At 70.8% G+C, this 25,243-nt stretch carries 18 protein-coding genes; 10 read left to right on the top strand and 8 right to left on the bottom strand.

Annotated features, from left to right (window positions below; genetic code table 11):
* Positions 1–11: 11 nt before the first annotated feature.
* The 3 genes from ACI2L1_RS25455 to ACI2L1_RS25445 form a co-directional block, all read right to left on the bottom strand.
* Complete coding sequence (locus tag ACI2L1_RS25455; RefSeq protein ID WP_404741665.1) at positions 12–1,628, bottom strand: RICIN domain-containing protein; 1,617 nt, start codon at positions 1,626–1,628, stop codon at positions 12–14.
* Between the two features lie 573 nt (positions 1,629–2,201).
* Complete coding sequence (locus ACI2L1_RS25450) at positions 2,202–2,579, bottom strand: toxin Doc (protein WP_404741664.1); 378 nt, start codon at positions 2,577–2,579, stop codon at positions 2,202–2,204.
* 3 nt (positions 2,580–2,582) lie between these two features.
* Positions 2,583–2,828: a hypothetical protein gene (locus ACI2L1_RS25445; protein ID WP_404741663.1), complete on the bottom strand. Its 246-nt coding sequence runs from the start codon at positions 2,826–2,828 to the stop codon at positions 2,583–2,585.
* Positions 2,829–2,999: 171 nt separating this feature from the next.
* Here ACI2L1_RS25445 and ACI2L1_RS25440 point away from each other — a divergent pair, with 171 nt between their 5' ends.
* From ACI2L1_RS25440 to ACI2L1_RS25430, 3 genes are all read left to right on the top strand, one after another.
* A complete protein-coding gene (locus tag ACI2L1_RS25440) occupies positions 3,000–3,722 on the top strand; it encodes a 2OG-Fe(II) oxygenase (RefSeq protein WP_404741662.1) in 723 nt (240 codons plus the stop codon).
* A 94-nt stretch (positions 3,723–3,816) separates the two neighbouring features.
* Positions 3,817–4,728: an RNA polymerase sigma factor SigJ gene (gene sigJ, locus ACI2L1_RS25435; RefSeq protein WP_404741661.1), complete on the top strand. Its 912-nt coding sequence runs from the start codon at positions 3,817–3,819 to the stop codon at positions 4,726–4,728.
* Positions 4,725–6,254 (top strand): cytochrome bc complex cytochrome b subunit, encoded by a 1,530-nt coding sequence (locus tag ACI2L1_RS25430; protein WP_404741660.1) that lies wholly within the window; start codon positions 4,725–4,727, stop codon positions 6,252–6,254. Before sigJ ends, ACI2L1_RS25430 begins: the two co-directional genes overlap by 4 nt.
* On the opposite strand, the gene ACI2L1_RS25425 is transcribed toward ACI2L1_RS25430, so the two are convergent.
* Positions 6,199–8,442: a glycoside hydrolase family 9 protein gene (locus tag ACI2L1_RS25425; protein WP_404741659.1), complete on the bottom strand. Its 2,244-nt coding sequence runs from the start codon at positions 8,440–8,442 to the stop codon at positions 6,199–6,201. The genes ACI2L1_RS25430 and ACI2L1_RS25425 overlap by 56 nt on opposite strands.
* A 95-nt stretch (positions 8,443–8,537) precedes the next feature.
* Positions 8,538–11,633 (bottom strand): glycoside hydrolase family 2 TIM barrel-domain containing protein, encoded by a 3,096-nt coding sequence (locus ACI2L1_RS25420; protein ID WP_404741658.1) that lies wholly within the window; start codon positions 11,631–11,633, stop codon positions 8,538–8,540.
* Positions 11,634–11,889: 256 nt separating this feature from the next.
* Here ACI2L1_RS25420 and ACI2L1_RS25415 point away from each other — a divergent pair, with 256 nt between their 5' ends.
* Positions 11,890–14,271, top strand: coding sequence for a SpoIIE family protein phosphatase (locus ACI2L1_RS25415; protein ID WP_404741657.1), 2,382 nt, complete (start codon positions 11,890–11,892; stop codon positions 14,269–14,271).
* Between the two features lie 5 nt (positions 14,272–14,276).
* Here ACI2L1_RS25415 and ACI2L1_RS25410 read toward each other — a convergent pair whose 3' ends face one another.
* Positions 14,277–14,828, bottom strand: a complete 552-nt coding sequence (locus ACI2L1_RS25410) for an RNA polymerase sigma factor (protein ID WP_404741656.1) — start codon at positions 14,826–14,828, stop codon at positions 14,277–14,279.
* A gap of 44 nt (positions 14,829–14,872) precedes the next feature.
* On the opposite strand from ACI2L1_RS25410, the gene ACI2L1_RS25405 reads away from it, so the two are divergent.
* The 3 genes from ACI2L1_RS25405 to ACI2L1_RS25395 all read left to right on the top strand — a co-directional run bounded on the left by ACI2L1_RS25405 (position 14,873) and on the right by ACI2L1_RS25395 (position 18,356).
* Positions 14,873–16,237, top strand: a complete 1,365-nt coding sequence (locus ACI2L1_RS25405; protein ID WP_404741655.1) for a serine/threonine-protein kinase — start codon at positions 14,873–14,875, stop codon at positions 16,235–16,237.
* A gap of 94 nt (positions 16,238–16,331) precedes the next feature.
* Positions 16,332–17,012 carry a DUF4232 domain-containing protein gene (locus ACI2L1_RS25400; protein WP_404741654.1) on the top strand — a complete coding sequence of 227 codons (681 nt, stop codon included), beginning with the start codon at positions 16,332–16,334 and terminating at the stop codon, positions 17,010–17,012.
* Positions 17,013–17,060: 48 nt separating this feature from the next.
* The gene (locus ACI2L1_RS25395; protein ID WP_404741653.1) at positions 17,061–18,356 is read left to right on the top strand and encodes an SLC13 family permease; all 1,296 of its coding nucleotides are present in this window, start codon (positions 17,061–17,063) and stop codon (positions 18,354–18,356) included.
* A gap of 6 nt (positions 18,357–18,362) precedes the next feature.
* On the opposite strand, the gene ACI2L1_RS25390 is transcribed toward ACI2L1_RS25395, so the two are convergent.
* Positions 18,363–20,279 (bottom strand): ricin-type beta-trefoil lectin domain protein, encoded by a 1,917-nt coding sequence (locus ACI2L1_RS25390; protein WP_404741652.1) that lies wholly within the window; start codon positions 20,277–20,279, stop codon positions 18,363–18,365.
* Between the two features lie 539 nt (positions 20,280–20,818).
* A complete protein-coding gene (locus tag ACI2L1_RS25385; protein WP_404741651.1) occupies positions 20,819–21,790 on the bottom strand; it encodes an aldo/keto reductase in 972 nt (323 codons plus the stop codon).
* A gap of 352 nt (positions 21,791–22,142) precedes the next feature.
* On the opposite strand from ACI2L1_RS25385, the gene ACI2L1_RS25380 reads away from it, so the two are divergent.
* The 3 genes from ACI2L1_RS25380 to ACI2L1_RS25370 are packed head-to-tail and all read left to right on the top strand — an operon-like array spanning position 22,143 to position 25,242.
* Positions 22,143–23,438, top strand: a complete 1,296-nt coding sequence (locus ACI2L1_RS25380) for an ABC transporter substrate-binding protein (protein ID WP_404741650.1) — start codon at positions 22,143–22,145, stop codon at positions 23,436–23,438.
* 23 nt (positions 23,439–23,461) lie between these two features.
* Positions 23,462–24,424 (top strand): carbohydrate ABC transporter permease, encoded by a 963-nt coding sequence (locus ACI2L1_RS25375; RefSeq protein WP_404741649.1) that lies wholly within the window; start codon positions 23,462–23,464, stop codon positions 24,422–24,424.
* Positions 24,421–25,242, top strand: a complete 822-nt coding sequence (locus ACI2L1_RS25370) for a carbohydrate ABC transporter permease (protein WP_404741648.1) — start codon at positions 24,421–24,423, stop codon at positions 25,240–25,242. Before ACI2L1_RS25375 ends, ACI2L1_RS25370 begins: the two co-directional genes overlap by 4 nt.
* Position 25,243 lies beyond the last annotated feature (1 nt).

Genomic DNA, 25,243 nt, shown 5'->3' with positions numbered 1-25,243 from the left:
GGGGCCCGTGCCTAGATCCGGTCCGAGAGCTCCGCGGGCCGCGCCTGCGGGGCCTCGCTCCCGGTGACCGACAGCGAGCCGGGGCTGGCGTTGGAGGCCGGGTCCGTCCGCCAGAGCTGCTGGTCCGAGTGGTCGCGGACCTTGACCACGATGTCAGCGCCCGGATCGTCGCTGGTGGCGGCGAGGGCGAGCTGCTCATCCCAGCGGGGCAGCAACTCTCCCCGCACCGTGAGGTCGTAGCGCACGTCGGCGGCCCGCTTCGCCTTGTCGTCTGCGCACGTGCCGAGGATGACCACACCCGCGTCCGCATGCGAGTCCAGGCACAGCTCCGGATTGGCCGCGCTGCGCAGCAGTCCGTCGGCCTCGTACGACCACTGCTGGGTCACGCCGGTCGAGCAGGCGGCCAGTTCGGTGCCGGCGCCCTCCTTCACCGTGCCCCGTATGTCGAGGCACAGGTCGGCGGCGGCGTTGCGCAGCCGGGTCACCACCGGCGCGGTGGGCAGCTGGGCGGTGGCCGGGGGCTGGGTGCCGGCGGACGGAACCGTGCCCCCGCCGGTGGCGCTGGTGGAGGCGGCCGGGTCGGCGCCGTCGTCGTGCGACCACAGGCCCGCGGCGAGCATCGCGGCGATGAGCCCCGCGGAGGTGAGGCCCACTCCGGTGAGCACCGTCCGCGAGGGCCGCAGTCCCCCGCCCTCGCCGGGACCCCGGCGGCCGGGCGAGGGGATGCGCGCGAGGATACGGCGGCGTGCTGCGCCGTGCCGACCGGTGCCGCGGCCGCGTGCCGTCTCCTGGGGCGTACGCCCGGCGCGCAGTTCGAGATAGCGGCGGGCACCCCAGCCCAGTACCGCCTCGGCGAGCAGGATGCCCAGTCCGCCCTCGAAATGGCTCAGTTGTTCCGCGGCGGAACGGCAGTAGCGGCACTCCGCGAGATGCTGCTGGACATCCGGCAGCAGGGCTCCGCCGCGACGAATCGGAACGTCGAGGAGGCGGTTGTAGAAGCGGCAATCCTTGGTCGGCGCGAGTTCCCGATGGGCATGTACACATCCTTCCCGGAGTTTTTCACGCGCCTGTTCGAGGGCCGCCGACGCGGTGTCGGTGTCCATGCCGAGGAGTGCGGCGGGCACGGCAATCGACTCCGCCTCCACCTCGGTGTGCCACAGCAGACAGCGGGAGAGTCCGGGAAGGGCCTGGAATGACCGCTCGGCGAGCTTGCGATTTTCGGGGGTCATGGACTTCGCGGCCCGCATACCGCGGCCGCCGTTCGGTTTCACCAGGTCCGGCAGAACCCCGGTTATCCGGTCCTCGGCCACCCACTCCCTGACCGTGTCCCGCACGGCCACGAGGGCTCTGGGACGCAGCGCGAGGGCCGGTTCGCCGAGCGCGAGCCGGTCCAGGACCTGGTGGAAGGCGGCCGCGGCCACCATGGAGGCGGTCTCGGACGGGGAGGCGAGACAGATGACCGCGTATTCGTGGGCCGGTTTCCAGTGGCGCGCCATGAGCAGCGCGACGGCCTGGGCGGCCTCACCGTCGGGACGGCCCCTGAGCCGGGCGGCGAGATCCTCGTCGGATTCTCCGGAGGCGCCACCGGGCGGCGGGTAAGGAGGGAGCGGCGGGTGGGGGGTTGGCACTGAGCGGATTCCTTCCCAGGGGCATGGGACTCACAGAAGTTCTCGTTGCCGAAAAGGAGTGCCGAACGGCGCATCCCTTTTGGGCGCGGCGTGGGAAGCACGAATTTCGCCGACGCCCCTCCACCCCGGTTCCCCACGGGACGAATGCGACCCGGCCCTTGCCCCCCACTCAGGTGGTTCACCCTTGCACAAGTCACTCGTGACCAACAAGGCACCTGAGCAACATGAACGTCATTTGAAAGATAGTCAGATGCCGTGGCAACTGCGTTCACTCGCACCGGCTTTCGACATTCCATGCGCCCCGTGTGAAACCCGCGCACGCGCCGGAGCGCCACGCACGCTCCCCCCACGCGACGACCGGTAGTCCACTGGAACCGGCCCTTCTCGGAGGCCCCGCGCGGAACGGCGGCTCTCCCGCGCGAAACCCCGGCCGCCGACCCCGTTCCTCCCGCCCTCGGTCGGCGGCCCCGGGGGTGGGGCGGTCGGCGTCCGGCCCGAGACCACTTTGATCCGGCTCCGGACGGGTCGGCGACCTCAGCTCTACGTCTCAGATCCGTGTCTCAGGTCCGCCTCTCAGATCTGCCAGGAGCGCAGCCGGTCGGACGCGCCGTACACGTCGGTCTTGCCGGAGATCAGGTCACGGGCGAGATCGACGAGGGCGCCGTAGGGCGGGTCGATCCCGACGCCGCTGACGAACATGTAGGCCACGGCGGTGGCGCAGGCGAAGCGGGCGTTGGCCGAAGGTAAGGGCTTCAGCAGGGCGAGGGTGTGCAGCAGGGCGGCGGCACGCCAGGCCGGGTCGGAGTCGACGCCGAGGCGGGGCGGATCGACACGGTGCCGGGCGACGGCGGCGACGAGGGCCGAGAAGTCGTTGATCGTGGGCTGCTCGGGCAGGACCTCTTCGTGACGCTGGAGCAGCCAGGGCACGTCGATGTGGACGACGGAAGCCATCGGTCAGACGACCCGCCCCGCGCCCTTGACGGCCGGTTCGTCCTCCGGGAAGGCGGCCGCGAACTCGTCGGCGTGAGCGGAGAAGAACCGCCGGAACGCCTCCGCGCCTTCCTGCAGGGCCCGGTGCCGGGCGATGTCGGCCGTGGCGGCCTCCCGTACGAGGGCCTTCATCGACGTACCCCGCTCCTTGGCGATCTGCCGCAGGTCCTCTAGCTCGCGGTCGCTGAACTCCACGTTGAGAGCTGGCATGCCATCACGGTACCGCGCAGGTACTTCACCGTAAATACACACAGGTCAACACGGTCTCGCCACGGTACCGCGAGGTCGGTGACACGGTGTCCGATTCCCGCCGGACGGGCGACGGACGACGTCCCACACTCGAAAGCGGACCGACACCCTCGACAGCGAGGACGAGACGACATGACCCTCACCCCCGACCTGGCCCGCACCCGCGTCGCCGAGACCGACTGGGCCGCGCTCGCCACCGAGCTGGACACGCACGGCTGTGCGCCGACGGCACCGCTGCTGACGCCGGCCGAGTGCCGGGACCTGGCGGCGCTCTACGAGAAGCCGGAGCTGTTCAGGACCACCGTGGACATGGCACGGCACCGTTTCGGTTCGGGCGAGTACCGCTACTTCACCCACGAGCTGCCCGCCCCGGTCGCCGCTCTGCGCGCCGCGCTCTACCCCCGCCTGCTTCCCGTCGCCCGCGACTGGGCCGCCTGCCTCGGACGCCCGGCCCCGTGGCCGGACTCCCTGCGGGAGTGGCTGGAGCGTTGTCACGCCGCCGGACAGGACCGCTCGGCACAGATCCTCCTGCGGTACACGGAGGGCGACTGGAACGCGCTGCACCGGGACGTCTTCGGCGACCTGGTCTTCCCGCTCCAGGTGGTGATCGGCCTCGACGAGTACGGCACCGACTACACGGGCGGCGAGTTCCTGATCGTCGAGCAGCGCCCCCGGGCCCAGTCCAGGGGCACGGCGACCGTGCTCCCCCAGGGCCACGGCGTGGTCTTCACGACCCGCGACCGTCCGGTGCGTTCGAAGCGCGGCTGGTCGGCCGGGGCGACGCGGCATGGCGTGAGCGTCGTCCGCTCGGGCCGTCGGCACGCGCTGGGGATCGTGTTTCACGACGCCTCCTAGATGAGGCGTGGGTCACATTCCGGCCGCTCGATGTCACATTCCGGGGCCTTCAAGGCCTCGCAGTGGTGAGCGCGCCACTGGGAGGCCACACGAGATGTCCGAGATCCCCGTTCCCGACGCCGAGGACCCGACCGGTGTCTTCGTCGAGCACCGAGAGCTGTTGTTCGGCGTCGTCTACAACATGCTGGGCAGCGTCGCCGACACCGAGGACGTGCTCCAGGACACCTGGTTGTCGTGGTCGCGCCGGGGACCCGACGGGATCGACAACCCCCGTGCCTATCTGGTCCGGATCGCCGTCAACCACGCCTTGCAGCGGCGGGCCGTGGTCAACCGCCGCCGCGAGACGTACGTCGGCCCGTGGCTGCCCGAACCCCTCGTCGCCGACGGGACGAGCGACGACGACCCGGCGCTGCGGACCGAGTCCGTGTCACTGGCGATGCTGGTGGTCCTGGAGTCGCTGTCCCCGCTGGAACGCGCGGTGTTCGTGCTGCACGAGGTGTTCGGGTACGCCCACACCGAGATCGCGGAGATCATCGACCGCGCCCCGGCCGCCGTACGGCAGTTGGCGCATCGCGCGCGGGCCCATGTGCACGCCCGCAGGCCGCTGTACGAGGCGCATCCGCGGGTGCGCCGGGAGGCGACCGAGCGGTTCGTGCGGGCCGCGATCGGCGGGGACATCGCGGAGCTGATGGAGATCCTCGCGCCGGACGTGACGGTGTGGACGGACGGCGGCGGCATGCGCAAGCAGGCCCTGCGCCCTGTGCACGGCCGCGACAAAGCGGCCCGGCTGCTCTCCGGGTACGCGAAGCGGGGCGGGGCCCAGCACCGGGACCTGGACCTGCGCTTCCGGCGGGTCAACGGCGACGACGCGGCGGTGCTGTTCGAGCACGGTTCGCCGTACGCGGTGATCGTCCTGGACCTGACGCCGGAGGGCGACCGGGTCTCGAACCTCTTCGTCGTCACCAACCCCGACAAGCTCACCCACGTCCAGAAGGAGGAGGCGTGACCGCCACGGAACGCCGGGTGGAACCGGCGAAGGGCGAGCGGCTGTCCGGCTGGCTCGACGGACGGCTCGGCACCCGCACGCTCGGCGCGAAGTACCTGCGCAAGGTCTTCCCGGACCACTGGTCCTTCCTGCTGGGCGAGATCTGCCTGTACAGCTTCGTCGTACTCATCCTGACCGGGGTGTGGCTGACGCTCTTCTTCCATCCCTCGATGAACGAGGTGACGTACCACGGCAGTTACACACCCCTGAACGGCGTGCGCATGTCGGAGGCGTACGCCTCGACGCTCGACATCAGCTTCGACGTGCGTGGCGGGCTGCTGATCCGGCAACTGCACCACTGGTCGGCGCTGATCTTCGTGGCCGGGATGCTCACGCACATGATGCGGCACTTCTTCACGGGCTCGTTCCGCAAGCCGCGCGAGGTCAACTGGCTGTTCGGCTGGTCACTGCTGTTCCTCGGCCTGTTCGAGGGCCTCTTCGGCTACTCCCTGCCGGACGACCTGCTGTCGGGCACGGGCCTCAGGTTCGTGTACGGCGCCACTCTGTCGGTGCCGATCGTCGGGACGTATCTGGCGATGTTCCTGTTCGGCGGTGAGTTCCCCGGCCATGACATCGTGGCCCGCTTCTACTCGCTGCACATCCTGGTGATCCCCGGCATCATGGCGGCCCTCGTGGTCGCCCATCTGATCCTGGTCGTCTACCACAAGCACACCCAGTTCGCCGGGCCCGGCCGCACCGAACGCAACGTGGTCGGGGCGCCGTTCTTCCCGGTGTACCTGGCGAAGGCGGGCGGGTTCTTCTTCCTGGTCTTCGGAGCGCTCACGCTGATCGCGGCCGTGGCGAGCGTCAACCCGGTCTGGTCGTACGGCCCTTACCGCGCCGACCAGGTCTCCACCGGCGCCCAGCCCGACTGGTACCTGGGGTTCGCGGAGGGCCTGGTACGGGTCATGCCGGGCTGGGAGATCACTCTCTGGGGGCACACGCTCATCCTCGGCGTGCTGATACCCGTCGTGATCTTTCCTCTCCTGCTGGTCTTCATCGGGGTCTACCCGTTCCTTGAGGCCCGGTTCACCAAGGACAGGCGGGAACACCATCTGCTGGACCGACCGCGCAACCGTCCGGTCCGTACGGCGATCGGCGCCTCGTGGATCAGCCTGTATCTGATCCTGCTGGCGGGCGGCGGCAACGACATCGTGGCGACCCGGCTGCACCTGTCGATCAACACGGTCACCTGGGCCGTGCGGATCGGGATGTTCGTGGTCCCCGTGGTCGTCTTCGTCGCCACCCGGCGCATCTGCCTGGGTCTGCAACTCCGGGACAGGGAGCTGGTGTTGCACGGCCGTGAGACCGGGGTGATCAAGCGGCTGCCGCACGGTGAGTACGTCGAGGTGCACCAGCCGCTCGATCAGGCCCGGCTCCACACGCTCACCGCGCACGAACGGCCCGGTGAGCTGGTGGAGCACGCGAACGTCAGCCTTGATCCGCCACGAAGGACGCCATCCGGGTCAGGGCCGAGTTCCAGTTGATGGTGTGCTCGTTGGTCGACCAGGACTGGATGTCGTCGATGTAGCAGAACTGGCCGACACAGCCCTGGAGTTTGCTCTGCGCGTAGGGGTCCTGGATGGAGGAGTTCGGTCCGCCGGCCAGGGTCCCGTTCGGCGGGTTGGGCATGCTCGGGTCGAGCTGGTGGGCGTACCAACGGGCGTGTTGGTTGTGGGAGTTGACCTCGCCGTAGCCGGTCACGTACGACATGTTCAGCGCGTTGCGGCCGAGGAGGTAGTCCATGCTCTGCACGGCACCGTCGCGGTACTTCGAGCCGCCCGTGATGTCGTACGCGGTGGCGACGACGATCCCGTTGTGCAGGATCTGGTGGTTGGAGCCCCAGTCGTAGAGGTTCTCCGGCGGCGCGTACGGCATTCCGTACGCCTGTGACCTCAGCGTCGCGAGGTATCCGTCGGCGCCCTCGACGACGGACCGGCGCACCTTGTCCCGGCCGGGCAGCTTGTTCGGCACGGTCGCCAGGTCCAGGCGGGCGGCCGCGGCCGTGCGGGCCCAGTCGTAGCCGAGGGGGCCGAAGATGTCGGCGGTGTGGACGGGCGAGGCGAGCACACTGTCCGCGAAGGCCTTCTCACCCGTGGTGAGATACAGCTCGGCGGCCGCCCAGTAGAACTCGTCGGAGACGTTGTTGTCGGCGTACGTGCCGCCTCCGACGCCGTCGCTCTCCGAGGCGTACAGATCGGGGTGGGCGCTCGCGGCGGTCCAGGCCTTGCGGGCGGCCGCGAGGGCCTTCGCCGCGAACGCCTTGTCGTACGGCTTGTACAGGCGGGCGGCCTGCGCGGCCGTCGCGGCCAGGTTCAGGGTCGCCGCGGTGGAGGGCGGGTGCAGTTCGCGCTTCTGGGGGTCGTCGCTCGGCATCAGCGGCAGGCCGGTCCACTGTTCGTCGTGGATCTTGTGGTGGGCCATCCCTGCCAGCGGCTGTCCGTCCGGCACCTGCATCCTCAGCAGGAACTCCAGCTCCCAGCGGGCCTCGTCGAGGATGTCCGGCACCTTGTTGCCGCTCTCGGGGATGGCGAGCGTGCCGTCACCGAGCTTCGCGGGCTGTCCGGTGCGGGCGTGCAGGGAGCGTTCGTAGGTGCTGAGCAGTTCCCAGGTGGAGATGCCGCCGTTGACCACGTACTTGCCGTGGTCGCCGGCGTCGTACCAACCGCCGGTGACATCGAGGGTGTAGTCGCAGACACCCGGCTGGCAGGGCACGTCGGAGTCACCCTGGTTGGGTGCCACGTCGACGTGTCCGGCCGCACGGCCGTAGCCGGGCCGCAGGTCGTCGCGGATCTCGATGCCGCTGCGCTGGGTGTAGTAGTACTTCGCGGCGTCGGTGCGGAGCTGCTCGTAGGCGCTCGTGCCGATGTCGAAGGGCCGGCTGGTCTCGCCGTCGGCGACCAGGGTGAGTCCCTCGCCGCGCTTCTTGTAGGTGCTGAAGTCGATCGAGTGGACGTTCTGTCCGGAGGACACGTCGGTGCCGCGCGGCACGCTCCAGCCGTGGGCGACGACGGCGCCGGAGGAGTTCTTGAGCTGCCAGGGCAGCTTCGCCGTGGCGTCGGTGACCAGGGTGGCGTTCTTCGGCCCGGCGGGCAGATAGGCGACCTGGTTCACTCGTACACGCGGTCCGGTGTCGGGCTCGTACACCTCGGGCGGGACCCCGCCCAGCAGGGACACGTCGTCCATGCAGAAGCGGAACGGATCGGCGCTGCCACCGAGTTGGAAGCCGACCTGGCCCTGGGCGGTGTCGACGGGCGAGGTGAAGGTGTAGGAGTAGGAGTTCCCAGAGACGCTCAGCTGCGGGCTCACCTCGAAGTAGGTGTCGTAGGGCGCCACTTGGAGCCCCACGATGGCTCGCAGCACATGCCCTTCCGGCGAACCGTTCGCGGTGAAGGAGAACTTGTACGACTCCCCCTTCACGAGGGTCACGTCGTTCTGTCCGACGGCCGCGTCCCAGCGGTTGGCGGTGCCGCCCGGTATGTTCGCGCAGAGCTGTCCGCCGGACAGTCCTGCGGTGACGTTGCCGGTCGTCCACCAGGGTTCGGTGGAGGTGTCGAAGGTGCCGTTCTTGAGCTGCTCGACCTCGTCGGCGGCGGCACCGGGTGCGGGGAGCCCCACAAGTGCCGCCCCTATCAGGGTCGTTGTGGCCAGCAAGGTGGTTCTGTGTCGTTTCACGTCTGGGCTCCTCTGGAGAGGTGCGGGTGACGCTCGGCATGGGAGCGCTCCCAGATGCGGACGCAGGCCATGCTTGTTGCAGGCATGACACTCCGTCAACTGCTGGGTATCTCCAACTTGCTGATCCGCACGGCACCCTGGGACCCGCCGGGCGAGGCGCTGGTCATCGTCAGCCGGACGCGTGAGCCCCGGACGGAGGCGAAGGTGATCACCGTCGGCTCGTCGGAAGCGGTGGCCCAGTCCACGGAGACACCCTCCACCGGCACAAACCGCTTGCCGTCCCCCACCTCGACCTCGACCGCGGCGGGCAGGCTGTGAGCCGTGCTCAGGGTGAAGGAGACCTCCACCCGGTCGACGGTCCTGGTCCGTCCGAAGTCCACCAAGACCCAGTCCTCGGTCCTCGCCCCGCTGAAGGCGGGCAGCAGAGCGGTGGCCGCCTTGCTGAAGGCGTTGGACCAGCCGGTGGCAGGGTCACCGTCGAGCATGGCGGCCGGGAGGGTGTCCGGGCGTCCGGAGTAACTGGCGTCCGCGTGAGGGTAGTTCGGGGGCGTCGGAAGGTCGGGGGTGAAGGCCGTCGGCTCGGTGACGGAGGCCGACCTCGTCGGCGTGGTGCGCACCTTCGCGGTCCCCGGCCGCAGGCCCTCCGCACTCGCCGTCACCCTCAGGACTCCCGGCTCGGTACCGGCGCGCACGATCGCGAGGGCCTTGCCGTGGAAGGCGGTCCGTGTGCTGGCCTGATAGCGCTCGGCGCTCTCCTGGCGACCGTTGTCGAGCCCGGCGAGGGAGCCGCCCTTGACCGCGAAGGAGATCAGGTGCCCGGCGTCCGGCACCACCACGCCCCGGGCGTCGACGACGTCCGCGGTGACGAAGACCAGTGAACGGCCGTCGGCGGCAAGGGAGGTGCGGTCGACGGTGAGCCGTACGGCGTGCGGCGCTCCGGCCGTGCGCAGCACGTCGGTCGCGACGATCTTGCCGCCTCTCCGGGCCACGGCCTTCAACTCGCCCGGCGCGTACGGCACTTTCCACGTCAGGTGCAGCTTGCCCGCGCTGCCGTTCGGGCTGGTGTAGCTGCCGGGGTAGGGGCCGTCGGTGAAGGTCTTGTCGTCGCCGGTCGCCTCGGTGGTCTCCAGGTACTCCCGGCCGTCGGTGGTCTTCTTCGTGTCGAAGGTCCGGGTGCCGAGGGACTCTCCGTTGAGGAACAACTCGACAGCGGGGACGTTGGCGTACGCCCACACGTCGACCGTGTCGCCGTCCTCGTGGTTCCAGGTCATCGGGAGCAGATGGACCATCGGCTCGTCGACCCACTGGCTGCGGAAGAGGTGGTACATGTCCTTCGGGAAGCCGGCGGTGTCGACGGCTCCGAAGAAGGACGCCTTCACCGGGAAGACGTCGTACGGCGTGGGTTCCCCGATGTAGTCGATCCCGGACCACAGGAACTGCCCGGCGAACCACTTCCGGTCCCGGTCCTTCTTGTGACCGTACTCGCCGCTCATGGTCCAGGAGGAGAGGTTGTTGTCGTACGACGAGGTGTCCCGTCTGCCCGGGGTGTGGTTCTCGCCGGTGTTGAGGTGTTCGGGCTCCTGGTAGGCCCCCCGCGTCGAGGTCTCGGAGGAGGACTCGGACTCGAAGAGGAAGAGGTGCGGGTAGGCGGCGTGCAGCTGGTCCACCGACTTTGCCGTGTTGTAGTTCAGGCCCAGGCCGTCCAGCTTGGCCAGCATCAGGTCGGCGGCAGAGCCCTTGGCGGGCAGGCGGCGGTACTTGTCGGAGCCGATGATCAGCGGGCGGGTGTCGTCGACGGCCTTGATCGCGGCGATGATCCGGTCGGCCATGGCGAGCCCGGCGGTGGACGTGGAGTCGGGGATCTCGTTGCCGATCGACCACAGCAGCACCGCGGGCGAGTTGCGGGCCGCGAGGACCATCTCGGTCGCGTCCTTCTCGCACCACTCGTCGAAGAACCGGCCGTAGTCGTAGCGGGTCTTGGGAGTCCTCCAGCAGTCGAAGGCCTCCACCAGCATCACGATGCCCAGCTCCTCGCAGACCTGGATCATCTGCGGGGAGGGCGGGTTGTGGGAGGTGCGGAAGGCGTTGACGCCCATCGACTTCATGAGGGTCATCTGTCTACGGATCGCGTCGATGCTGACGGCGGCTCCGAGGGCGCCCAGGTCGTGGTGGAGGTCGACGCCCTTGAGCTTGTGGTGGGTACCGTTGAGGTGGAAGCCCTCGTCCGGGTCGAAACGGAAGGTGCGCAGGCCGAAGGGGGTGCGGTAGGTGTCGACCGGCTTGCCGTCGACGCGGAGTTCGGTCTCCAGGGTGTAGCGGTGGGGCTCCGAGATGTCCCACAACTGAGGGTGCCTGACGGTGAGTTCGTGGGTCTCCGTGAAGGCGGCCCCGACTGTGACCGTGGTCGCCGTGCGGGCCACCGTACGGCCGCGCGGGTCCTTGATCCGCGACCGGATCTCGACCGGGCTCGCCGTGCCGCTCTCGTTGACGACGGAGGTCCGCACCGTCACGCGGGCCTGGTCCTCGGCGATCTCCGGTGTGGTGACATAGGTGCCCCAGCGCTCCACGTGCACCGGATCGGTGACGACCAGGCGGGCCTCGCGGTGGATACCGCTGCCCGAGTACCAGCGGCTGCTGGGGAGCCTGTTCTGCACCTTGACCGCGATCACGTTCTCGGTGGTGCCGTCGGTGTGGAGCAGGTCGGTGAGTTCGAAGGCGAAGCCGGTGTAGCCATAGGGGTGGCGGCCGACCTCGGTGCCGTTGCAGTGGACGTACGAGTCCATGTAGACGCCGTCGAACTCCACCGAGATCCGCTTGCCGGCGAGGGCGGGCGGCAGTGTGAAGGCAAGGCGGTACCAGCCCAGGCCGCCGGGGAAGAACCCGGTGCCACTGGTGGTGCCGTTCTCCGGGGTCGGAGCGAGCTCGATGCTCCAGTCGTGCGGCACCGCGACCTCGCGCCAGGCCGAGTCGTCGTAACCGGGGGCCGCCGCGTCGGCGTACTCCCCCGTCGGATCGGTGATCCCGCCCGGGTTGACCAGCGCGAAGCGCCAGCCGTCGCGCAGCGCGACCGTACGGCGGCCGGAAGCGCTCCCGGGTGACTCGGCGGCCTGGGTCACCGGGGTGGCCAGGAGCACGCCCGCAGCCGGGGCGGCCGTGGAAGCGAGCAAAACCGATCTGCGAGTGACCGTCATGGCAGCTCTCCCTCATCAGGGCCCAGAAGTACTCACAACTGATCGTGAACAAACACAATCTGATGGTGAGCCACTTGTGGCCGTCAAGGGTGCGGTGAGCTGCATCTGTCCCCCGCGTCACATCGGCTGGATTTCCCTCTTGACGGCGGTCCGGGCAAGGAGCGGGGTTCGGCGTTCGCGCGCGGGGGCGACGCACTAGGCTGGCACCCGAGTGACGTGGCTGTTCACTGAGAGTGCGCGCAATGGAGTGTCGACGATGACCCTCGTGTACCCGTTCGACGACGCCGCGACGGCGCGGGCCGTCGTCGGCGAGGACGGCACGTTGGTCGCGTGGAACGCCGGCGCGCAGCGGCTGCTGGGCTGGTCGCCCGCCGAGGTCGTCGGCAGACCCGTGACGGGTCTCCTTGTCAGTGGGGATGAGGAGGTGCCCGACGGGCCCGTGGGCGCCCGCTGGGACGGCACCCTCACGCTCTGCCACCGCGACGGCACGGCCGTGTCGGTGTGGCTGCTCGCCCACCATCGCGTCTGCGCCGACGGGGGCCCCGGGCACTGGCTCGTGGTCACCCCGCTGGACCCCGGCGGCCCCCCCTCCCTCGACGACCCGCTGGGCACGGCCGTACTGACCCAGTCGCCCTGCGCCGTCGCCGTCTACGACGAGCAGCTGCGGCTGCGCCGGGTCAACGACGCCATGGCCGACGTGATCGGGCTGCCCGAGAAGCGCATCCAGGGCCTCAGATTGTCCGAGATCGGCGGCAAGCGGCAGAGCGAGGAGCTGGAGGAGCACCTGCTGCAGGTACTCAGCACCGGCCGGGCGAAGGACGTCCAGACGTACATGCGGACCGGCGGCGAGGACAGCGCGCATGCCTGGCTGGCCCGGATGGCGCCGATCACCGACCCCACGGGCCGGGTGCGGGGCGTGTGTCTGGCCGCCCATGACTTCACCGACAACTTCCACGCCCGGGAGCGGCTCCAGCTGGTCAACGAGGCGAGCGTGCGCATCGGCACCACGCTCGACGTCACCCGGACGGCCCAGGAGCTGGCGGACGTCTGCGTTCCGGCGCTCGCCGATTTCGTCAGTGTCGATCTGCTGGACCCTCAGGAGCACGGCGAGGCTCCGTTGACGCTCGCCGCACCGGTCGAGCTGCGCCGCGCCGCCCACCAGTCGGTCGAGCCCGGCGACCCGATGGCGGTGACGAAGCCGGGACACACCGAGCTGTATCCCGCCACCTCGCCGCAGGCCGACTCGCTGGTGGCGGGCCGCACCATCGTCGCCACGGTGGCCTCCGGACAACTGGACCAGTGGCTCAGCTGGAACAAGGTCCGCGGCGAGCGGGTGAGGAAGTTCGGTGTCCACTCCACGATGTCCGTGCCGGTCCAGGCTCGCGGCCAGACCCTCGGGGTCGCGGTCCTCACCCGGTACCGGCGCCCCGATCCCTTCACCCCGGACGACGTGCTGCTGGCCGAGGAGATCACCGCGCGGGCCGCGGTCTGCATCGACAACGCCCGCCGCTTCTCCCGCGAGCGCGAGACCGCCCTCGCCCTCCAGCGCAGCCTGCTGCCCCGCTCCCTGCCCCGCACGGCCGCCGTGGAGGCCGCCTCGCGCTATCTTCCGGCGGCGCGGGCCGGGGTGGGCGGCGACTGGTTCGACGTGATCCCCCTGTCGGGGATGCGGGTCGCGATGGTCGTCGGGGACGTGGTCGGGCACGGCATCCAGGCCTCGGCGACGATGGGCCGGCTGCGCACCGCCGTCCGCACCCTCGCCGACATCGACCTGGCCCCGGACGAGCTGCTCACCCACCTCGACGACCTCGTCGTACGGCTGTCCGCGGAGGCGGGCGGCGAGGGAAGCCCCGGTGAGGTCGGGGCCACCTGTCTCTACGCGGTCTACGATCCGGTGTCCCGGCGCTGCACGCTGGCCCGGGCCGGGCATCCGGCGCCCGTGATGCTGACCCCGGGCGGGGTGGCACACGAGGTGGATCTGCCCGCGGGGCCGCCGCTGGGCCTGGGCGGACTGCCGTTCGAGTCGGCCGAACTGGATCTGCCCGAAGGCACCGTGCTCTCCCTGTTCACGGACGGGCTGATCGAGTCCCGGGAGCGGGACGTGGACGTCAGTCACGCGCTGCTGTGCGAGGCCCTGGCCGTTCCCGCCGACTCCCTTGAGGAATGCTGCGACCGGGTGCTGCACGCGCTGCTCCCGCCCGGCGGCGCCATGGACGACGTGGCCCTGTTGCTGGCCCGCACGCTGGGCCTGCCCGCCTCTCAGGTGGCGACCTGGGACATCCCGGCCGATCCGGCGCTGGTGGCGCCCGTCCGCAAGCAGGTCGTCCAGCAGCTGGCCCGCTGGGGCCTCGGCGCGGTGTCCTTCACCGCCGAGCTGGTGACGAGCGAGCTGGTGACGAACGCGATCCGGTACGGCGCCCGCCCGATCCGGCTGCGGCTCATCCATGACGCGACCACGCTGATCTGCGAGGTGTCCGACACCAACCACACCGCCCCGCACCTCAGGCGCGCCAAGACCTGGGACGAGGGCGGCCGCGGACTGCTCCTGGTCGCACAGCTCACCCAGCGCTGGGGCAGCCGGCACACGGCCGACGGCAAGACGATCTGGGCGGAGATCGGCCTCCTCGACGAGGAGTGAGCGGGTCACCGCGCCGCGGACAGCCAGGGCCTGACCTGTCGACGCGCCTCGTGCAGACGTGACTTGAACGTGCCGAGCGGAATCCCGGAGCGCTCGGCGGCCTCCGCGTACTCCAGCTGGCACAGGTCCCGGTACACCAACGGCGCGACCAGGTGCGGGTGTTCGCGTTCCAGCCGGTCCAGCGCTTCGAGGAGGTCGAGGCGGGAGCCGGCGATGACGCTGGTCGTGCGCGGGTCGGCGTGCCGGTCCGCGTCGATGGGCGTCGGCTGCTCGGCGGAACGCCTCTTGAGCTCACGGTACTTCTGGCGGGCGCAGTTGGCGACGACCGTGTACAGCCAGGTGCTGAAGCGGCTGCGGCCCTCGAAGGTGCCGATCTTGCGGGCGACCTGGAGCAGCACGTCCTGCCCGGCCTCCTCCGCGTCCTCACGGCACGGCAGGAACCGCCCGCAGCGCCGGACGACCTCGGGCCGGATCGCCGCGAGCAGCTCGTCCAGGGCCGCCCGGTCACCCGCGGCGGCGTGGCGCGCGAGTTCCTCGGTGGGCGCCGCTTCGTACACGGGTGCTCCCTCCGCAGAGATCTCGACCCGGGCATGATAGGCGTATGCACTCCGTCGAGCAGATCGGCCGCTACCGTCTCGAACGGCTTCTGGGTACGGGCGCCTTCGGCACGGTCTGGCTCGCCCACGACGACGTCCTCGAAGCCCCGGTCGCCGTGAAGGTCCTCGCCGACAACTGGACCCAGCGGCTCGACGTCCGCGAGCGCTTCCTGTCGGAGGCGCGGATGCTGCGGCGAGCCGCCTCCAACCGGGTGGTGCAGGTCTACGACATCGGCGAACTGCCGGACGGACGGCCGTACTTCGTCATGGAGTACGCCGACGGCGGCACCCTCGCCGACCTGGTCACCGCCGGTCCGCTGCCCGTCGCGGAGGCGCTGCGGCTGACGGCGCTGGCCGCCCGGGGCGCGGCCGCACTGCACGAGGCGGGCATCGTGCACCGTGACATCAAACCGACCAACGTCCTGCTGCGGGACTCCCCCGGTGACTCCCCTCGGGTGCTGCTGGCCGACCTGGGGCTGGCCAAGAGCCTCGCGCAGGCCTCCGGACTCACCCTGGCGGCGGGTTCGGCGGGGTATCGGCCGCCCGAGCAGGCCGAGCCCGGCGAGGGGATCGACGAGCGCGCCGACGTGTACGGCCTGGGCGCGGTGGGCTATCACCTGGTCACCGGCACGGTACCCGGCGCGCCGGGGAAGGTGGGGCGCCCGGACCGGCTGCGGCCCGGGCTGGATCCCGGCGTCCAGCGGGCCCTGTTGCGGGCGCTGGAGCCGGACCGGGAGCGCCGCTGGCCGACCGCGCAGGCCTTCGCGGAGGAGCTGGAGCGACTGGCGGACACCGGACGGACGCCTCGACGCCCCGGCAGGGTGCTGGCGCTGTCCGCCGTCGCGGTCGCACTGGTGGCCGCGGGGGTCACCGGCGCCCTGCTCAGCCGGTCGTCCGGGTCCGACGAGACGCGCGTCCGGGACGCCACCGGCCGGATCACGGTCGAGGTGCCCGCGGGCTGGGCGCGCGGGCTGCGTGACTCCGGGTGGGATCCGCGGGCACTCGGGCTGCCCGCGGGGCACGAGGCAGGGCTCGTCGTCTCCGACTACCTGGCCATGTGGCAGAGCCTCTCGGCCAGGGTGAATGGTGTGTTCGTCGGTCTGAGCACCCAGGGGAACGTGGTGACCGAGGTCGACGCGCTCGCCCATTCCGGCTGCCGCTACGACGGTGCCCGCGCCTATTCCTCGGACGTCTGGCGCGGCCGGGTCCGCACCTGGAGCGACTGTCCGGACGACAGCGGGTCGGTCACGGAGACCGCGCTCGTACCGGCGAGCGGGGCCGGACAGCCGCAGGTGTACGTGCAGATCCGGCAGCGGGACGGCTCCTCGATGACCGACCGCGTCCTGAAATCCGTACGTGTCTCGGAGTGAGCGAACTTTTCCGGCCCGTGCCGCATCGGACCTTGATGACGGGGCACAAGGCGCCGTACGCGCGCGTGCGTGAGATCTCCGGGAGTGTGGAGACATGACGAAAAGGTCCCTGGGTGTACGGCGGGCGGCTCTGCTCGCGAGTTCGCTCGCGATGCTCGGCCTGTTGGCGGGCTGCGGCAGCGGCGACGACACGGCGGGGGGCCCGCGCACGGAGCCCGGCACGGCGGCGCCCGCGACCGGTGCCACCACGCCGTCCGACTCGGCCGCAGAAGACGCGAGCGGCGCGCCGAGCGGCGTTCCGACCGACGCGGTGAGCAACTCCCTCACCCCGTCCGCACCGCGGTCCCCGGCCGCCGGTACCCGCTGTCACACCTCCGAGCTGAGCGCCTCCGTCGGCCGCAACAACCCGGGTGCCGGACAGGAGAACTTCCCGGTCGTGCTGACCAACAAGTCGAGCCGAACCTGCACCCTGTACGGCTATCCGGGGACCGCCTTCGTCGACGCGTCCGGCAAACAGCTGGGTCCGGACCCGAAGCGGTCCTCGGCCGATCCGGAGACCGTCACCCTGGCGCCGGGCCGGAGCGCCTGGGCGGGACTGTCCTTCGCGAACCCCGAGGTCAGCGGGGCCGGCACGGCCACCCCTGCCGCCCTCATGGTGACCCCGCCGGACGAGGAGGACCCGCTGAAGGTGACGTGGCCGGGCGGGGAGATCCCGGTGTCCGGCACCGAGTCGTCGGTGCGGCTGATCCCGTTCAGCCCCGGCACCGGCGCCTGAGCGGCCGCGGCCGGGGTATGAGCAGGGCTCTTACCCCGGCCTGGTTTCATGACCGGACACGATCTGCTCGCGTCCGAAGGATTTGCCCTGAACACCCCGCTCGCCGAAGCCCTGTCCGTCACGCTGCTCGTCGCCGTACTCGTGTGGGCGGTCCTGCGCCCCTTCGGCCGGCCGGAAGCGGTGGTAGCGGTCCCGGCGGCGGGACTCGCGGTCGTGACCGGGGCGATCTCGCCGGAGCACGCGTGGGCGGAGGCCGAGCGGCTCGGGCCGGTGGTCGGGTTCCTGGCCGCCGTACTGGTGCTCGCCCACTTCTGTGACGTCGAGGGGCTCTTCCAGGCCTGCGGGGCCTGGCTGGCCCGGCGGGCCGCGGGATCGTCCGGGCGGCTGCTGACCGGGGTGTTCGGTCTGGCGTCGGCGATCACCGCGGTGCTCAGTCTGGACGCCACCGTGGTGCTGCTGACCCCGGTGGTGCTGGTCACCGCCTCCCGGCTGGGCGCCCGCGCCAGGCCGCACGTCTACGCGTGCGCCCACCTCTCGAACACGGCCTCGCTGCTGCTGCCGGTGTCCAACCTCACCAACCTGCTGGCCTTCGAGGCGAGCGGCCTGAGCTTCACCCGGTTCGCGCTGCTGATGGCGCTGCCCTGGCTGGTGGCGATCGGCGTCGAGTATGTGGTCTTCCGGCGCTTCTTCGAAGCCGACCTGGCTGTCATGGACCACTCCCCCGAGCCGTCGGAGGAGCCCGCGCTGCCGCTGTTCGCGCTCGTCACCGTCGGCTGCACGCTGGCCGGGTTCGTGGTGGCCTCGGCGTTCGGCGTCGATCCCGCCTGGGTGGCGTGCGCGGGGGCGTTGGTGCTCGCGGGACGCGCTCTCGTCCGCGGCAGGGCCACGCCGGTCGCTGTGGTGCGGGCGGCGGCACCGGCGTTCCTGGCGTTCGTGCTCGCCCTCGGCATCGTGGTGCGCGCGGTCGTCGACAACGGGCTCGCCGAGGCCCTGCGCCATGTGCTGCCCGACGGGACCGGCATCGTCGCGCTGCTTGGGACAGCCGCCCTGGCCGCCGTACTGGCGAACCTGATCAACAACCTGCCCGCCGTCCTGGTCCTGCTGCCGCTCACCGCCGCGGCAGGACCCGGCGCGGTCCTCGCGGTGCTGCTCGGGGTGAACATCGGCCCGAACCTCACCTACGCCGGGTCCCTGGCCACGCTGCTGTGGCGGCGCATCCTGCACCGGCACGACCACGAGGTCGGGCTCGGGGAGTTCAGCCGGCTCGGTGCGCTGACCGTGCCGGCCGCGCTCGCCGCCGCCGTGGTGGCGTTGTGGGGCTCGCTCCAGCTCGTCGGGGCCTGAGCCGGTTCAGCGCCTGCCGCCGTACCCGCCGCCTCCGTAGCCGCCGCCGTAGCCGTATCCGCCGCCGTACTGGCCGCCCCAGTCACAGTAGTACGGGTTGGCGGAGCAGTTGTCGCTCGTGGAGGCGCTGCTCGACGGTGTCGGTGTGGCCTCCGGGGTGGCGGACGCCTTCGGGGTCGCCGTGGGCGTCTTCGAGGGTGCGGGGGCGGACTTCGGGGTCGGCGTGGGGCTGCTCTCGGCGTCCCAGTTGACCACCTGCATCTGGGGGTCGGTCTTCGAGGTGTCGAAGACCCAGCGCTGGGCGGGGCCGTCGTCGCGGTTCTTCAGCACCAGCGCGCCGGACCCGTCGGTGGCGGCGGGGGTCAGGGCGAGGTCCTGGTCCCAGCGCGGGACGAGGGTGCCCTGGAGGGTGAAGTCGTAGCGGATGTCCTTGGCGTCGGCCTGGGTGACGCCCGTGCAGGCCGCGAGCCGCACCGAGAAACCGAGGTGGGAGTCCAGACACAGGTCGGGGTCGACGGCGCTGCGCAGCAGTCCGTCGGTCTCGTACGCCCACTGCTGGCCCTCGGCCGCCGAGCACTCCACGAGCTCGGTCTCGGCGCCCTGGACGATCTTCTTGCCGACGACACCGACGCACAGCCCGGACTCGACGTTGTGCAGCCGCCCGCTCAGGTCGCCCTGGCGTGCCTCGCCCGCCCCGGCCAACGACGGGTCGCTGGTCGAGGAGGCCGCGTCGGAGCCCGGCGCCTCGGAGGGGGCGGCGTCGGCCGGACCGTTGCCGTCCGCGGAGCCGAACGAGGACCACAGGACCAGCGGCAGGACGACGAGCCCGCTCACCGTCAGGATGGCGGCGGTGAGGTTGCGGCGGGAGGTGCGCCGGGCGGCCTTGTGGGCCGAGCGGCGGTTGGCGGAGCGGCGGTTGGCGGAGCGGGCCCGTGAGCGGGCGCCCGCAACGGCGGGCGCGGGACCGGCGGGAAGGGAGCCGGAAGCAGCGGCGCCCGGGAACGCGCCGGGCGGCACCCGGGCGCCGAAGGCCTCGGCCACGAACGGTCTGGCCGGGGCGTACTGTGCGGCCTCGTCCCGGGCTCCGGTGTCGTCGACGCTCATCCGGGACGCCACGTAGGCGGCCGCTCCCCAGCCGAGCACGGCCTCGGCGAGGGCGGTGCCGAGGCCGCCGTTGAACTGGTGCAGCTGGTCCGCGGTGTGCATGCAGTGCCTGCACCGCTCCAGGTGCTCGCGCAGATCGGGGTCGAGGTCGACACCGCCGCGCCGGTACGTCACGTCGAGCAGTCGCAGGTAGTGCCGGCACTCCTGTTCGGGGGCGAGTTCGCGGTGCACCTGGAGGCACTCCTCGCGGAGCCGCTCCAAGGCCCGGTGGAGTTCGACGCGGGCGTCCTCCTCGTCCAGGCCCAGGAGGGCGGCGGGGGCGCCGAGCGGTTCGGCCTCGACCTCGGTGTGCCACAGCAGGCAGCGTGCCGACTGGGGCAGCCGCTGGAAGGCGCCGGAGAGCAGTCGCCGCTCCGAGGGCGGCAGCAGGCGGGCGGCGACACGTTGGCCGCCCGCCTCGGATCTCAGCGTGGGGTGGAGCATCTCCCGACGGCCGTCGGAGTCCCACTCGGCCGCGATACGGCGGACGGTGACGAGCAGATGGGGTCGCCACGCGGCGGTCGGCCCGGTCTGGCGCAGCGACTCCCCGAACAGGCGGGTGAACGCGGCCGTGGTGAGCATGCCCGCGGGACGGGCACCGTCGGTGCACAGCCGCGCATAGGCGAAGGCGGCCTCCCAGTGCCGGTCGAGGAGTTCACCGACCGGTTGCAGCGCGGGCGTCGTACCGCTCCACTTCTTGAGCTCTGCGCTCAGCTGCTCGTCCGTGACGTCGTACGGGCGAAGCGGAGGCGGGAAATTCGACAGGCCTGCGTCATTCACGGCGGCATTTCCTCCCGAGGGCATGCTGCATTGCTTTAAGTCCATACCAATGGGTATGTCCGCCTTGGGCAGCTCTTTTGAAGCATATGGGGCGTCCGAAGGGGTCGAGAGCACACAGGGGGAAATGTGCATTGCCTGTGCACCGACAAGCATACCTTTGCACAGGTCAGGGACGCCTAACAAGAGATCTCGCGGTTTTGCGCATCGCGTTCACGCGGCTCGGTTTTGACGAAACGTCAAGATCCAGGTTTCACGGATTGTCGTTCTCCGGATTTCGCAATCGGAAACGGGATTCAGTCAACTGCACGAAAAGATCCAGGAAACCATTGAACATCCACCACACAGCACATCCGGGCGGCCTCGTGATGTCACGCCCCAACCATTGGGACGGTCGCGGGTGGGGTGCCGGTCCAACGGGCGTCGGCGAGCATCCGGCGGAACCGCGCGGCCGACCGGTTCCGTCGGTCGTTTGCGAGGGTGCGGGCCCGTGCCGTACGGAGTTCGCACCGCACGGGCCGCACCACCCGTCCGGCCCGGACTCAGCTGTGACCGACGATGGGACGAGCCGTGTACGGCTCCTCCAGCTCCTCGATCTCCTTGTCGCTGAGCTCCAGTTCGACGGCCGCCACGGCGTCCTCGATGTGGTGCGGCCTGCCCGCGCCCACGATCGGGGCCGCCACCGTGTCCTGGGCCAGCAGCCAGGCAAGGGCCACCTGGGCGCGCGGGACGCCCCGGTCGCCGGCGATGCGGGAGACCGCCTCGACGATGGTGCGGTCGCCCTCCTGGTAGAGACGGCTGCCGAAGTCGTCGTTGGAGCTGCGGTCGGTGACCGTGCCCCAGTCCCGGGTCAGCCGGCCGCGGGCCAGTGGGCTCCACGGCAGCGCGCTGACGCCCTGGTCGGCGCAGAGCGGCAGCATTTCGCGCTCCTCCTCGCGATAGAGGAGGTTGTAGTGGTTCTGCATGGACACGAACCTGGTCCAGCCGTGCCGTTCGGCCGTGTACTGCATCTTGGAGAACTGCCAGGCGTACATCGAACTCGCCCCGATGTAGCGGACCTTGCCCGCCTTCACCAGGTCGTGCAGCGCCTCCATCGTCTCCTCGACCGGGGTGTGGGCATCGAAGCGGTGGATCTGGTAAAGGTCGACGTAGTCGGTGCCGAGGCGCCTGAGGCTGTGGTCGATCTCCGTCATGATCGCCTTGCGGGACAGTCCGGCGGCGTTCTGCCCCGACCGCATCCGGCCGTTCACCTTCGTCGCGAGCACGATCTCGTCACGGTTCGCGAAGTCCGCGAGGGCCTTGCCGACGATCTCCTCGCTGGTTCCGTCGGAGTAGACGTTCGCGGTGTCGAAGAAGTTGACGCCAGCGTCCAGGGCCTGCCGGATCAGTGGCCGTGACGCCTCCTCGTCGAGGGTCCACTCGTGCACGCCGCGGTCCGGCAGGCCGTAGGACATGCAGCCCAGACAGATCCGCGAGACGTCCAGGCCCGTCGAACCGAGCTTCACGTACTGCATCGTTGCTGCTCCTGCCTTCGAGAGGGGTCCCAAGGGGAGCGTACGACTTCAGGTGCGCCCGGTGTCCCTCTTGACGTCAGGTGCGGGACGGCGCTTTCATCCTGGGGCGTGCCCCGGTGCGGCACGCAGAGGTACGCCCAGCCGGTAGCGGACGAGTTCCAAGTCCGGCCCAAGTCGCCAGGACCGCCACCGCATCGGTCCGAGGCGGGGTCGTACCCGCGATTGATGGAGCGGACATGCCCTCCGAGGGTGTTTGCCGCGTCGGAGGTCCCGGGACGACCGTCGACGCGCGTGTTCTTCTCGCGGCGTTCTTGAGGCCCGACGGCTACCACCACAAGGTGCGGTGAGCGGGATGCCGTACGGGATCGGCCGTCGTCGTCTGCTGATCGGCGTGGCCGCGCTCGGGGCCGTGGGCGGCTGTTCGACCGGAGCCTCGGACGGGGTCGGTGCGGACGGGCGGGTCACCGTGGAGCTGTGGCACGGACAGGCCGACACCGCGCGCAGGGCCCTGGAGTCGCTGGTCGCCGGGTTCAACCGCGCGCACCCCACGATCCGGGTGGTGGCGGGCGGTGGCGGGGTGGTCGCCGACGCGATGCTCCAGAAGGTGACCGCGGCGCTCGCCGCCGGTTCCTACCCGGACATCGCCTACGTCTTCGGTTCGGACCTCGCGAGCATCGCGCGCAGCCCGCGGGTGGTCGACCTGACCGACGCGGCGCATCGGGATCCGGCGCTCTGGAACGGCTTCTGGAAGCCGGTGCGGGACGCGGTGAGCGTCAACGGGCGGGTGCGGGCGTGGCCGGCGGTGCTGGACTCGCTGGCCGTCGTCTACAACCGGAAGCTGTTCCGCCAGGCGGGCCTGGCCTTTCCGCGGGCCGACTGGTCGTGGGCCGAATTCACCGACGCCGCACGGGAGTTGACCGACCGCGGCCGGGGCGTGTTCGGTACGGGATGGCCGGGGGCGGGCGACGAGGACACCGTATGGCGGCTGTGGCCGATGGTGTGGGATCTGGGCGGCGAGGTCGTCGCCCCCGACGGAAAGCACATCGGGTTCGGGGACCAGGGCGTGCGGGCCCTTGAGACGGTCGCCCGGCTGGTGCGGGACAAGAGCGTGTACGTCGACACGACGGCCGGCGGTGAGCAGATGTACCAGCTGTTCCTCGGCGGCCGGATGGCGATGGTCGGGACCGGGCCCTGGCAGCTGCCCGACATCGTGGACGCCGGACTCGACTACGGGGTGGTGCCGCTGCCGACGTACGGCGGGCGGCCGGTGACCATCTCGGGGCCCGACACCTGGACGGTCTTCGACAACGGCTCCGCCCGCTCCCGCGCCGCCGTGGAGTTCGTGCGCTGGATGACCCGGCCGGTCCAGAACGTGCACTGGGACGCCTCGGCCGGCAGTCTGCCGCTGAGCACTCCCGCGGCGAAACGGCCCGAGTGGCGGCGGCACAGCGACCGCACCACCGGCCTCGACGTGTTCACCGACGCCCTGCGCACCGCCCGCGTCCGCCCCGTCCATGCCGCCTATCCGCAGATCTCGCAGGCGCTGGGCGAGGCGATCGTCTCCGTGCTGCTCGACCGGAGCTCTCCCGCCGACGCCCTGCGCAGATGCGCCGACAAGGCCGACGCGGCGCTGCGGATCCCCAGATGACTTCCCCGCACCGGGAGACCGTCATGTCCACACTGCCCCGCGCCCTCACCCTCCCGCCGCAGGCCCCGCCGCTCGCACCGGAGGCCCGCCGCGCGGCCCGCCGCCGTGCCCGCCGGGAACGGACCACCGCCTGGGCGTTCGTCGCCCCGTCGGTCGTGGTGATCCTCGGTCTGAGCGTCGTGCCCGTCGTCTGGTCCCTGCTGCTGTCCTTCCGCGCAGACGACCTGGTGACCCCGGGCCGCTGGGTGGGCCTCGACAACTACGACGCCCTCGTCCAGGACCCGGGCTTCCGTACGGCGGTGGCCAACACCCTCCAGTACACGGCCCTGTACGTCCCGCTCAGCCTGGTCGGCGGACTCGCCCTGGCGCTCGTCCTCAACGGCCGCCTTCGCTTCGCGGGCCTCTACCGCACGCTGGTGTTCGTGCCGTTCGTGGTGTCGGCGACCGCGCAGGGCGTGCTGTTCTCCTTCATCCTGGATCCCGAGTTCGGCGCCGCGAACGCCCTGCTGCACCACCTCGGCATCTCCCGGCAGGGCTTCCTCTCCGACCCCGGTCAGGCGCTCTACCTGCTGGTGCTGATCTCCCTGTGGAGCGGCGTCGGCTTCTGCGTGGTCGTCTATCTGGCCGCCCTCCAGGACGTGCCGCCCGAACTCGTGGAGTCCGCCCGCATCGACGGCGCCGGCCGCCGCCAGGTGTTACGCCATGTCACCCTGCCCGCGCTCACACCCGTCACCGTGTTCCTGCTCGTCTGGCAGCTCATCACCGCCCTCCAGGTCTTCGATCTGATCTACGTGACGACGAAGGGCGGTCCTCTCGGCTCGACGACGGTCGTCGTCTACTTCGTCTGGCAGCAGGCCTTCCAGATGTTCACCGCCGGGTACGGGGCAGCGGCGGCGTACGTCCTGGCGGCGGCCCTGTTCCTGGCGGGCGGCGCCCTGCATGTCGTACGACGCCGTCGGGACCGTACGGAAGGAGCCGCCCGGTGAGCGCGCGCACGGCCTCGGTCACCAGGCACCTCGTGCTGGCCCCGCTGGCGCTGGCCTTCGCGCTGCCGCTGGTGTGGCTGGTGCTGAGCTCGGTGATGTCGGACGCGGAGATCAACCGGTTCCCGCCCGCGCTGTGGCCCCAGGGCATCGACCTGGACGGCTACCGGTATGTGCTCGGGAACGCGATGTTCCCGCGCTGGTTCGCCAACTCGCTGATCGTGGCGTCCGTCGCGGTGGTGTCGAATCTGCTGCTCGGGGCGCTGGGCGGATACGCGTTCGCGCGGATGCGGTTCGCCGGGTCGCGGGTGCTGCTCGGGCTGATGCTGGCGACGATGGCGGTGCCGTTCCAGCTGACGATGATCCCGACGTTCCTGGTGATGAAGTGGTTCGGGTTGATCGACACGCTGGGGGCGCTGATCGTGCCGTCGCTGGTGACGCCGTTCGCGGTGTTCCTGTTCCGGCAGTTCTTCCTCTCGCTGCCCCGGGAGATGGAGGAGGCCGCCTGGATCGACGGGTGTTCACGGCTGAGGGTCCTGTGGTCGATCGTTCTGCCGCTGGCCCGACCCGCGCTCGCGACGGTCGCGGTACTGACCTTTCTCTCCACCTGGAACGACCTGTCGTGGCCGCTGATCGCCATCAACCACGACACGCGGTACACGCTCCAGCTGGGGCTGACGACCTTCCAGGGGCAGCATCACGTCCACTGGTCGGCGGTGATGGCCGGGAACGTGATCACGGTGCTGCCGGTGCTGGTGGCGTTCCTGCTGGCACAGAAGACCTTCGTCCAGTCGCTCACGTCGAGCGGGCTCAAGGGGTGAG

Origin of the sequence: Streptomyces sp. NPDC019531, assembly GCF_044903305.1 — a bacterium.
Lineage (GTDB): Bacteria > Actinomycetota > Actinomycetes > Streptomycetales > Streptomycetaceae > Streptomyces.
Note: the sequence above shows the minus strand (reverse complement) of the source record. Positions and strands in the feature narration are given on the sequence as shown.